At 62.2% G+C, this 12,280-nt stretch carries 6 protein-coding genes; 2 read left to right on the top strand and 4 right to left on the bottom strand.

Going from position 1 to position 12,280, the window contains the following annotated elements:
- The first annotated feature begins 109 nt into the window (after positions 1–109).
- Complete coding sequence (locus tag AC1DMY_RS10305) at positions 110–1,225, top strand: DegT/DnrJ/EryC1/StrS family aminotransferase (RefSeq protein ID WP_477164853.1); 1,116 nt, start codon at positions 110–112, stop codon at positions 1,223–1,225.
- A gap of 63 nt (positions 1,226–1,288) precedes the next feature.
- Entirely contained in the window at positions 1,289–3,169 is a 1,881-nt protein-coding gene (locus tag AC1DMY_RS10300; protein ID WP_477164852.1) for a glucan ABC transporter ATP-binding protein/ permease, read from the top strand.
- A 93-nt stretch (positions 3,170–3,262) separates the two neighbouring features.
- Here AC1DMY_RS10300 and AC1DMY_RS10295 read toward each other — a convergent pair whose 3' ends face one another.
- From AC1DMY_RS10295 to AC1DMY_RS10280, 4 genes are read right to left on the bottom strand one after another with little or no spacing between them, the layout of a single operon-like run.
- Positions 3,263–4,387: an alpha-hydroxy acid oxidase gene (locus tag AC1DMY_RS10295; RefSeq protein WP_477164851.1), complete on the bottom strand. Its 1,125-nt coding sequence runs from the start codon at positions 4,385–4,387 to the stop codon at positions 3,263–3,265.
- A complete protein-coding gene (locus tag AC1DMY_RS10290) occupies positions 4,384–5,616 on the bottom strand; it encodes a hypothetical protein (RefSeq protein ID WP_477164850.1) in 1,233 nt (410 codons plus the stop codon). The genes AC1DMY_RS10295 and AC1DMY_RS10290 overlap by 4 nt, the downstream gene beginning before the upstream one ends.
- A 46-nt stretch (positions 5,617–5,662) precedes the next feature.
- Complete coding sequence (locus AC1DMY_RS10285; protein ID WP_477164849.1) at positions 5,663–8,782, bottom strand: efflux RND transporter permease subunit; 3,120 nt, start codon at positions 8,780–8,782, stop codon at positions 5,663–5,665.
- Positions 8,779–12,009 carry an efflux RND transporter permease subunit gene (locus AC1DMY_RS10280; protein ID WP_477164848.1) on the bottom strand — a complete coding sequence of 1,077 codons (3,231 nt, stop codon included), beginning with the start codon at positions 12,007–12,009 and terminating at the stop codon, positions 8,779–8,781. The genes AC1DMY_RS10285 and AC1DMY_RS10280 overlap by 4 nt, the downstream gene beginning before the upstream one ends.
- Positions 12,010–12,280 lie beyond the last annotated feature (271 nt).

Raw genomic sequence — 12,280 nt, 5'->3', positions numbered from 1 at the left:
GACCGCCTTCGGAAAACGGACCACATAGGCGGCACCGGCATCTGCTGTGCTGTCGCTCTGCGTTTCACGGCCATTTACGGAAATCCAATCCAGCCAGGGAAAAAACGCAATGGAAGTCACGTCTCCATATCTGCCTAGCCTGCAGAAATATCTCGGCTATCTCGAGGGTATCTACGCCCGCTGCCGCCTGACCAACAACGGGCCGCTGGTGGTTCAATTGACCGAACGCCTCGAAGACTATCTGGACATCCGAAATCTCGTTCTGGTCAATAACGGAAGCGCCGCGCTCGACCTGGCCTATCACGCGCTCGACATCTCCGGCAGTGTGGTGACCACGCCCTTCAGTTTCGTGGCGAGCAGCAGCGTTCCCGCCTGGGGCCGGATCGAACCGTCTTACGCCGATATCGATCCGGCCACCTGGAACATCGATCCCGAACGGATCGAGGCCGCGATCAGGCCGGATACGACCGCCATCTCGCCGGTGCATGTGTATGGCAATCCGGTCGACGACGCGCGGGTCGCCGCTGTGGCGCAGCGGCACGGACTACGGGTTATCTATGATGCCGCCCACTGTTTCGGCACACGCAGAGCGGGGCGAAGCATTCTGGACCAGGGCGATGCGTCGGCCATCAGCTTCCATGCCACGAAAACCTTCCACACCGTCGAAGGCGGCGCCGTCTGCTTTCGCGATAGCGCCGTCTGCGAGCGTGCGCGCCGCATGATCAACTTCGGTTTCGACGAGGCGACCGGGCTCATCGTGGACCCGGGCAGCAACTTCAAGATGAGCGAAATGCACGCCGCCATGGGTCTGGCGGTGCTGGACGACGCGGACTACATCCTCGATTATCGCCGCGAACTGGTGGCCAGCTATCGACGCAGGCTTGGCGACCACGTTCAGTTGCAGCATATCGATGCGGACGTTACCAACGGTGGCGGCTACATGCCTATCGCGTTCGCCGACAAATCGACCTGCGAGCGGGTGCACCGCCGTCTCGAGAGTCTGGGCATCACCACGCGACGCTATTTCCATCCTTCGCTGGATACCACCTCCCAATATGCCCGCTTCGGCGAGACCAGGCATTCGAGAGACGTCGCCGATCGGGTGATCTGCCTGCCGCTGCATACCAAGCTCTCGCTGGCTGACGTGGGGGTCGTCTGCGATGCGGTGCTGACCAGTCTGCGCGAGGCCAGTTCCCTGGCGGCAGCGGTGGCCGACATCGCATGAGCTGACCCTGCCCGGTCGGCAGGGCTGATATTGGAACGAAGCTTTTCAGCGGGAGTAACGGACTTGATACAGGATCGAGCAGAAGCGGCGAATCAGGCGACGCGCGAATTGAAGCATGCCAAAGAGAGATTCTCGCTCCTGCGCACTTATGCCCGCGCCCTGGCCATGCTTGGCCAGGAGCGCAAGCTGACCCGCCTTCTGGCCGCGGCCAATCTTGGCGTGGCCCTGGTCATGCTGCTGGAACCGCTGTTTTTCGGCAGGATGATCGATGCGCTCTCGGCCAACCGGTCAGCCGATGCGTGGAGAAACATCGCCGCCTGGGCCGCTTTCGGTTGCCTGGGCGTCGTCGCGGCGGTGTTGCTGTCTCTCCACTCCGACCGCCTCGCCCATCGATGCCGCAAGGAGGCGATAAGCCGCTACGTCGAGCACGTGATCTCGCTGCCGCTGTCGTTCCACGATCGCAATCACAGCGGGCGCCTGCTGCATACCATGCATAGTGGAAGCGGCCTGCTTTTCAGCGTCTGGCTGAACTTCTTTCGCACCCATCTGAGCACCATGTTCTCGTTGCTGGTGATGATTCCGGTGGCGATATACCTGAACTGGAAGCTGGCGATTGGCATGACCGCCATGATGTCGGTCTACCTGGCCTTCAACATCTTCATCGTGCGCCGAACCACCAGGGCGCAGGTGAAGGTGGAGGAGCTGAACAAGAGAGTCGGTGAGCGCGTGGGAGACCTCTTCGCCAACGTCTCGGTCGTTCAAAGCTTTCTTCGCCTTTCGGCGGAGATGCACGCGGTGCGCGACATGCTGAGCCAGATGCTGGCCGTGCAGTACCCGATACTGAAAGGATTTGCCGTGGTGTCGGTGGCGCAGCGAACAGCCAGCACGCTGACCGTCATCCTGATCTTCGCGCTCGGCGTATATCTCAACGGGCGCGGCGAGGTAAGCGTTGGGGGCATCGTCAGTTTCGTCGCCTTCGCCATGTTCATGCTCGGCCGACTGGAGCAGTTGGCGCACTTCGTATCGGACTTGTCCAATCAGGCTCGTCCGATCGATCGCTTCTTCGATGTGCTCGACACCCGGGACAACTTGTCGGATGCGCCCGATGCGACGGACATGCTCGACGTGCAGGGCGAAGTCGAGTTTGAGAACGTGTCGTTTCGCTATGAGTCGCAGGACGGCCAGGGGCCGCGCGATGCGCTCAGAACGCTGAGCTTCAAGGTGCGGCCGGGACAAACCGCAGCCTTGGTGGGGAGCACCGGCGCGGGCAAGACCACTGCCCTGGCGCTGCTCTACCGCGCCTACGACCCCACTGCCGGACGCATTCTGGTCGACGGCATGGACATACGCCGGGTCAGTCGCGCATCGCTCAGGCGCCAGCTGGCGGTCGTATTCCAGGAGCCCGGTTTGCTCTTTCGCTCGATCGCCGACAATCTGCGCATAGGCGATCCGGAAGCCACCGACGAGGAGATGCACGCCGTCGCCGAGGCGGCTCAGGCGCATCGATTCGTCATGGCAAAACCCGAAGGTTATGCCACCACGGTGACCGAACGAGGCCGCTCGCTTTCGGGGGGCGAACGGCAGCGACTGGCCATTGCACGCGCCCTGCTCAAGGACGCGCCAATACTTATTCTTGACGAAGCAACCAGTGCGCTGGACGTTGCCACGGAGATGGATGTTCAACTGGCCTTGCGCGCGCTGGCCAAGCGCAGGACGACGCTGGTGATCGCACACCGGCTTTCGACCATCCGACACGCCGACATTATTCTGGTGCTCAAAGAGGGCACCCTCGTCGAACAGGGCACCTATAACGAACTCATGCTGCGTGAGGGTGTTTTTGCCGCCCTCGCCCGGGCCGGCGAGTTCGCCGTCGACGTCGAGTCGTCGACGTCGGCGCAGTTCAAGGAAATCACGGCAACCGGCGCCGTGGAAGCGGCGGGCTGAGTCGCCGCCTGCATCACTGCGCGAGGCGGGGAAAGCGCAACTGCCGGGATCGGGCCCGTGGCGCAGGGCGGCCACTGCCCTTGCGCGGCCGCCTCAAGTCCAGCGCAGGAGCGACCCGGTTTCGCGTCTGGCCTCGGCCAGGCTCGCGCATCCTGCCAGCTGCAAGGCCAGGCGCAATTCGTCGGCAAGCATCTTCACCATGCCGTCTACTCCTTGCGCGCCGCCAGCACAGAGCGCCCACAGTACAGGCCGGCCGATGAAGACCGCATCCGCGCCAAGCGCCAGTGCCTTGAGGGCATCCGTTCCACGGCGCACACCGCCGTCGAGAAAGACCGGCACCCGACCCGATACGGCGTCGACGATATCCGCGAGCGCCCGAATGGTAGAGAGAGTGCCGTCCAGCTGTCGCCCACCGTGATTGGAGACCATCAGCCCCGACAAGCCGGCATCCAGGGCGGGGGCGACGTCCCGCACGTTCATGACGCCCTTCCCTATCACCGGCAAGCGGGTGGCCTTGCACAGTTCGTGCACATCTTTCCAGGTGGCCGACGGATCGATCTCCGCATCTTTCAGCGCGGAGATCGGATTATTGAAATCGGCAGGGTCGCGGCAATCGAAGTTGGCAGCATGTACACCCTCGGGCAGAGTGAAGCGGTTGCGCAGGTTGGCGTAACGCTTGCCCAGCGCAGGACAGCCCAGGCCGAGCGAGATCGCCTCGAAACCGGCAGCGTGCGCCCGCTCTATCAGCTGTTGGGTAACCGTCCGGTTCTTGAACAGATAGACGTGCAACCACAGCCGCGCGCCTTTCGCGCCGGCCGCGATGTCTTCAAGGGCGACACTGGACATGGCTGAGACGATCATCGGAATGTCATTGGCGTGCGCGGCGTGCGCACTTGCCGCCTCGCCCAGCGGATGTGCCAGGCGATGGAAGGCCGAAGGGCTGAAGCCCAGCGGCAGGCTCGACGTTCGTCCGAGATAGGCGCGGGCGAGCTCGGGACGGGATACATCGCGCATCGCGAACGGCAATAACGACAGGCGATCGAAATCCGCCCGGTTAGCCCGATACGTCAGCCCATCTCCAGCCCACCCCTCGATATATTCGAACACCGCTTTGGAGAGGGAGGCTTTGGCCCGCTCCTGATAATCGTCGAGCAATATCTCGAGCTGCCCCTGCGTCGCCTGCGAAGAAACCTTGTCCGCGTTACTGTTCATGATCATCCCTGGCCGTATCCATTGCGTGCTACCGACGATGTTTCGATGCTCAGGTCATTCAATGCCAGTTGGGCGATATGACTGGATCCGTCCATGCTCAGCTCGGTGCGCCGATCGCGCACGGCTCCCTTCCTTGCATCGTCAATCGCCGCCTGCAACAGCGCACCAAGCTCTCCGATCTCGGTGGCGATCCGAATGTCGGCGTACGGCTGCAGCAGCGTCGCGTGATGAAAAGGTTCGTCCCGGTGATCTTTGCGATAAGGAATGCAAAGAATGCGCGCCCGTCCCTGCATCGCCTCCATCAACGAGTTGTAGCCGCCCGCGGTAATCACCACATCGGCCGCCGCATGCATGGCGGCAAGCTCCGTGCATGAACCATGCATCCGCACACGCTCATCCAGGCCGGCATCGCCCAGCGACAATCGAGAACGAGGCCCCAGCACAATATCGAAGCAGGTATCCGGATGGCGTCGCGCAACTTCGATGCAGGCTTCGATCAGCGGCTCGCCCCATTGACCGCTGCCTGCCGACGCTACCACCCATGGCGTGCCTGCGGGAATACCTCGGGCCGACCTCAGCGCCTCGCGCTGACCAGGCATTGCCACCGGCGCCACGTAGCCGGTGGAGATGATCTTGGAAACCACTTCCGCAGGGAGGTCATAGTGAGCGGCCAGGTCAAAGACACGACCATCGATCGCGGAAAGGATGCGATCGTAATCGTTGCTCAGCGCCGCCAGTGCGCCCCCGCCGAGCACCAGGCGCTGCAAGTCTTCCGTTTCGTTCTGGATGCCGCGCGTGACCAGATACTTTCGGCACGAGGTAGCCCGCAGCACGGGCGCCAGTTCCGCGTTCGCGCCCAAGGGAAGGTGATCGACGAAGATGACATCCGGACGGAAGCCTTCGACGATGCCCAGCAGAATGGCGCTGCGCAATCGAACGGCATCCTCCACCGGCCCATCCAGAAACGGGGTGCGCCCCCAATAAGCCGCCTTGGCGGGCAGCAGGTTGTCCCAGGAAGGCAGGCGGATGTATTCGCACCCGCCGGGCACCATCCATTGCGGGCCGACATCGTGGCCGGAAACGATCAGGCAGGAAAAATCCCGGCTGATCGCTTCGGCTATCCTGGCGAGCCTGCGCAGATGGCCGATCCCGCTGCCTCCGTCGAACACATAGAGCAACGCCCTGCGGCGGGCGCTCTCCGGGACCTGATGATTTTGCAAAGGCGCACGCTCCATGCTTCCTTCCTGTGATCGCAGTGTTCTTTTTTCAAGGTAAAGCGGGTCACGCGCCAGGTGCGACGCCTTGAGTCAGGGGGGCGATGCCGCGCATTTCGCGCTTGCACCATAGGCGGAAACGATCCAGGTAGAGATAAACCACCGGCGTCGAATATAGGGTCAACAACTGACTGAGCAATAGCCCGCCGATAATCGATATGCCCAGTGGCTGGCGCATCTCCCATCCCTCTCCGCTTACGACGGCGAGCGGCAACGCCCCCAGCATCGCCGCGAGCGTCGTCATCACAATCGGTCTGAAACGGATCGAGCACGCTTGAAAGACAGCGTCTCGCGTGCTCAAGCCTTGCTCTTTCTCCGCCCCAAGGGCCACATCGATCATCATGATCGCGTTCTTTTTGACGATGCCGATCAGCAAGATGATTCCGATAAAGGCGATAAGCGAAAGTTCGGTGCCAAAAAGCCGCAGGGCCAGCAGCGCTCCCACCCCCGCCGACGGCAGCGTCGACAGGATGGTCAACGGATGCACGAAGCTCTCATAAAGAATGCCGAGAACGACATAGACCACCAGCAGTGCGGCGAGAATCAGCCAGGGCAGATTGTCGAAGGTGCGCTGCGCCTCGAGCGCATTGCCGACAAATCCGCCATGTACGGTCGACGGTACGCGCAGCGCGGCCATCGCCTGATCGATGGCCCCGCGCGCCCGACTCAGGGACACGCCCTTGGCCAGGCGAAACGAGATCGCGCTGGCGACGAACTGATTCTGATGGCTGACCGAAAGTGCATCGAGCTCGGTGTCGTAGCGCGCAAATGCCGCCAACGGCACCATGGCGCCACTGGAGCTCTGTACGTAGACGTCCTTCAGAGCTGCCGGACTGCGGAGATAGTGCTCGCCCACTTCCATAACCACGTGCTGCTGATTCCACGGCCCATAAATGATGGACACCTGGCGCTGGCTGAAGGAATCGTTGAGCGTGTTGTCGATCGCATCCATGCTGACGCCGAGCCGCGAGGCGCTGGCCCGGTCGATGTTCAAGGTCACCGCCAAGCCGTCGTCATCCTCATCCGCGTCGACACCGGCCAGTTCCGGCAGTTCGCCCAGTGCCGATACGACTTTGGGCGTCCATTCGCGCAGAGCCTCCAGGTCGTCGCTCTGCAGGAGGTACTGGTAGCCGCTATCGCCAGCCCGTGCGCCGATCCGGATATCTTGTGCGGGGGCCATCGAAAGACTGGCCCCGGTTACGTCCTTGGTCTCCGACTGCAAGCGGTCGATCACCTCGTCCGTCGATATGTTGCGGACTTCCCAGGGCTTGAGCGCGATAAACATGCCACCGCCATTGCCGCCCACCGAATAGGTGGCGACACCGTCCACCGCCGGGTCGGTCCTGATGATGTTCATGAATTCGACGACCTTGCTGGAGTAAGCCTCGAATGAAATAGCCTGCTCGCTCTGAACGCTGGCGTAGAGACGGCCGGTGTCCTCCGGCGGGAAGAAGCCCTTGTCGATCTTCGTATAGAGGTAGATGTTGAGACCTACCGTCATCGCCAGGATAAGCATCACCAGCAGCGGTCTTGACAGGGCCAGCCGCAAGGTCCGTTCATAAAGTCGCAGCACGAAGCCGAACGTCTTGCCGCTCCCGGCGCCTGGCGCATGCTTCCGGCGATCCTTGCGGGTCAACACACGGGCGCAAATCATTGGCGCCGCAGTCAGCGAGATGACCAGCGAACCGAGTATGGCGATCGACAAGGTGATCGAGAATTCCCTGAAGTAACGCCCCACCATCCCGGGAAAGAAAATGATCGGGATAAATACCGCGATCAGCGACAGGCTCATGGCAAGGACCGTAAAGCTGACTTCGCGCGTCCCAAGCAGTACGGCCTGCATGCGCGACATGCCGGTTTCCATGTGCCTGGATACGTTCTCCAGCACGACCACGGTGTCGTCGACCACGAATCCCGTGGCGATGGTCAGGGCCATCAAGGAGAAATTGTCCAGGCTGTAGCCCAGTAGATACATCGCGGCAAAGGTTGTCAGCAGCGACACCGGTACGATGATCGCCGGCACCAGCATGGCCCGGCGATCCCGAATGAACAGGAAGACGACGCCGATGACCAGCAGTGTCGAAATGACCAGTGTCCGCTCGGCATCATGAAGGGAGGCGCGAATGGTGCTTGTCCGTTCGATGGCGACGTCGATCGCGATGCTCGAGGAGACCGATGCCCGAAGCTGCGGCAGCAAAGCCATGACACGGTCTACGGTGCGGATGATGTTTGCATCCGGCTGTTTGCTGATCACGATCAGCACGGCCCGCTCTCCGTTGTAGAAACCCTCGTTGCGGATATCCTCGACGGAATCGCTGATATCCGCGACATCGGAAAGCCTGACATCGGCGCCGTTCTTCGAGTCGACCACGATATCGCGGTACTGGGCAGCCACCGATTGCTGGTCGTTGGCGTTGATCTGCCAATGAGTTCGGCCGCTCTCGATCGAGCCCAGCGGCCGGTTGGCGTTGTTGTTTTGCAGAACGGTGCGAACCGAGCCCAGTCCGATGCCGTAGTGATTGAGCGCGGAGGGGTTCAGATCGACACGCACAGCCCGCGGCGACGAGCCCACCACCTTGACCAGGCCAACACCCTCCGCCTGCGATATCTTTTGCGCAACGATGGTATCGGCCTGATCGTAGATCGCCTCGGGCGCCAACGACTTGGAGGTCAGCGCCAGCACCAGCACCGGCTGCTCGGCCGGATTGATCTTGCGATAAATCGGATTGTCGGGCATGTCGCTCGGCAACTGGGCACGAGCGGCATTGAGGGCAGCCTGCACATCGCGACCGGCCGCATCGATATTGCGCGACAGATCGAATTGCAGCGTCACGGTCGTGGAGTCCTGCGTGCTCTGCGAGGTCATCTCGGTAACGCCGGGAATACGCCCGAGCTGCCGCTCCAGGGGAGTGGCGACCGACTGGGCCATGGTCTTCGGGCCCGCACCGGGCAGCGACGCCTGCACCATGATCGTGGGGATGGCCACCTGCGGCAGCGGAGCGACCGCCAGGCGTCCGAAGGCCGCCATTCCGGCCAGGGCAAGACCGATCGTCAACAGCGTCGTCGCGACGGGCCGCCTGACGAATGGCTCGGACAGGCTCGAGCTGCTGCTGCGGACCCAGCTCATGGCGGCAAGGCGTGGAGTTGCGCGGCATCGCCCTCTGCCGACCCTCGCCGATAGCGACCGGCAAGGCGGCCGAGTGCGAGATAGATCACCGGCGTCGTGAACAGGGTAAGCAGCTGGCTCACCAGCAGGCCGCTGACGATGGTGATGCCGAGCGGACGCCGCAGCTCAGAGCCGACGCCCGCCCCCAGCATCATCGGCAATGCCGCAAACAGTGCCGCGAAGGTCGTCATCAGGATCGGGCGCAAACGCAGAAGGCAGGCTTGATGGATGGCCTGGCGAGCGGATATGGCCTGACTGCGCTCCAGTTCCAGGGCGAAGTCGACCATCATGATGGCGTTCTTCTTGACGATGCCGATCAACAGAATGATGCCGATCAAGGCCACGATATCCAGCTGCCCGCCGGTCAGCATGAGCGCAAGCAGTGCGCCCACTCCCGCCGAAGGCAAGGTCGAAAGAATGGTGATCGGATGGATGAAGCTCTCGTAGAGCACGCCCAGCACGATATACATCGTGACGATGGCGGCGAGGATCAGCAGGGCCATGTTCGAGGACGAGGTTTGGAAGGCCGCTGCCGCGCCCTGAAATTCGGTGTCTATGCTGGCGGGCATGTGCAGTGCGCGCTCGACACTGCGAACCCGCTCGACGGCAGCCCCCAAGGACACTCCCTTGGCCAGGTTGAAAGACACCGTGGCCGCCGGGAACTGGCCCAGGTGGTTGATCGCCAGCGGGCTGACCCGCTCGGTCATCTTCACCACCGAATCCAGGCGCACCTGCCCGTTGGTCACCGGCGCCTGATTCAACACATTGGTCACGCCGGGCGTTGCCCCTTGCGGCGCACCGCCAAGAGTCTGCGTGCCGCCCGGGGACGAGGGCGAGCCTTGCGGCACCTGCAGGACCCGGTTCGCATTCGCCAGCGCGGGAACAAATATCCGGCTGAGTGCCTGCATGCCCTGCCTGAATTCGGGCATCACCTCCAGGATCACTCGATAGTCGTTCGACTCGGTAAATACCGTGGATATCTGACGCTGTCCAAAAGCGTCATAGAGAATCGCATCGATGGCCGCCGGCGTGATGCCGAATCGGCCGGCCGTGCTGCGATCGATGTCCAGATAGGCTTGCAGACCTCGCGACTGCAGATCGCTGGTGACGTCGACGAACTCGGGCTGCCGGTTGAGTTCGTCGACCAGACGAGGAACCCATGTTTCCAGATCGGATGGAATCGCCGAGCCAAGCGCGAACTGATACTGGGTGCGACTGACCCGGTCCTCCATGGTGAGGTCCTGCACGGGCTTCAGGTATAGCCTTAGGCCAGGCAGGCCGTCCGCATGCTTCTGCAGTCGCGCCATGACTGTCTGGATGCCGTCCCGCTCGTTCAGCGGCTTGAGGTTTATCAGGAAGCTGCCGCTGTTGAGCGTCGTATTGGTGCCATCCACACCGACAGACGACGACAACGATGCAACCGCCGGATCGTCGAGCAGCCGTTTTCCCAATTTCTCCTGCTCGTCCTTCATCGCGGCAAAGGAGATCGATTGCGACCCTTCCGAAACCCCTTGAATGACCCCCGTGTCCTGCAGCGGAAAAAAGCCTTTGGGCACCTCGATATAAAGCAGGACCGACAGCGCCAGCGTGGCAGCGAACACCAGCAAGGTTGGAACCGGGCGATCCATTATCCAGTTGAGCCAGCGGCCATATCCTTCGACGACCCGGTCGAACAATCCTTTCCGGTCTTCCACGGATTCACCGCAGGGCGTGGCACGCAGCAATTTCGCACAGAGCATCGGCACCAGAGTCAGCGAAACAATTGCTGAAATGATCAGAGCCACCGACAAGGTGATCGCAAACTCGCGAAACAGTCGTCCGATCACGTCGCCCATGAACAACAGCGGGATCATCACGGCGATCAACGATATGGTCAGCGATACGATCGTGAAGCCGATCTCGCCCGTCCCTTTCAGCGCTGCCTGCAGAGGCGTTTCGCCCTGCTCGAGATGGCGCGATATGTTCTCGATCACCACGATGGCGTCGTCCACCACGAAGCCGGTCGAAATGGTGAGAGCCATCATGGTGAGGTTGTTGAGGCTGAATCCGGCCAGGTACATCACGCCAAACGTGCCGATCAGGGACAACGGCACGGAGAGACTCGGGATAAGCGTCGCCGGGACGCTGCGCAGGAAAACGAAGATGACCATGACGACCAGCGCGATCGCCAGCAGCAATTCGAATCTGACGTCCTCGGCCGAGGCGCGCACGGTAACCGTGCGGTCCGTGAGTATGGACAGGTCGACCGAGGCCGGCATGGATTGCGTCAGGCGCGGCAAGGCGGCCTTGATGTCGTCCACAACCTGGATCACGTTCGATCCCGGCTGTTTCTGGATGCTCATGATGATGGCCGGAGAGCTGTTCTTCCAGGCACCGAGCCGATCGTTTTCCGGCCCCTGCAGCACATTCGCCACATCGGAGAGGCGCACCGGCGCACCATCGCGATAGGCGACGATGATGCTGTTGTAGTCGGCCAAGGATCTGAGCTGATCGTTGGCATTGATGGTGTAGGAGCGGTAACGGCCATCAAAGCTACCCTTGGCGCCGTTCACGTTCGCGCTGCCGATGGCGTTGCGAAGATCTTCCAGGCTCATGCCGTTGGAAGCCAGCGCCACGGGATTGGCCTGCACGCGTATCGCGAGACGCTGGCCTCCGAACAGCGTCACCAGGCCTACGCCGCCGATCTGCGAGATCTTCTGGGCAAGCCGCGTATCGGCCAGGTCCTCCACCTCGGGCAGCGACAGCGATCTGGAGGTCAAGGCCAGCGTGAGAATGGGCGAATTGGCGGGATTGACCTTGCTATAGATCGGCGGCGTCGGGAGATCGCTCGGCAGCAGGTTGCTTGCTGCGTTGATCGACGCCTGCACGCCCTGTTCGGCCACATCCAGCCCAAGTCCCAGTTCGAACTGCAGAGTAATCACCGACACGCCGGCCGAACTGGTGGACGATATCTGGTTGAGGCTCGGCAATTTCCCGAGCTGGCGCTCCAGCGGCGCGGTGACCGAGGTTGTCATCACCTCCGGGCTTGCGCCTGGATAGAGCGTAGTCACCTGTATCGTCGGATAGTCCACATCCGGCAACGTGGATATGGGCAGCAATCGATAGGCCAGCACGCCCGCAAGCAGGATCGCCACCATCCAGAGCGTCGTGGCCACCGGGCGGAGGATAAAGATGCGCGACGGATTCATGCCCTGACCGCCGCAAACTGGCCCATTCTTCCGCGGCGCATGGCTGGCCGGAAGAACGCCGGCCAGGTCAGGGCGAGACGCCGGTCACGCATCGGGTGCCTCAGGGAGATGTTGTCGATCACGTGCTTTGCGCATAGCCCAATCCCGCCGTTCGCGACAGCACAGAGTAGCTCATCAATCAGGCCGGCAATGGCCCCAATGATGGCGTTATCGTGGCGCCAGCACGGCCTGTCGCCGCCGGGCCCGCGATCGTTCGCCGCACGCAGCGGCC

Source organism: Dyella sp. 01L423 (genome assembly GCF_056399945.1).
This window is presented reverse-complemented; position numbering and strand designations above follow the sequence as displayed.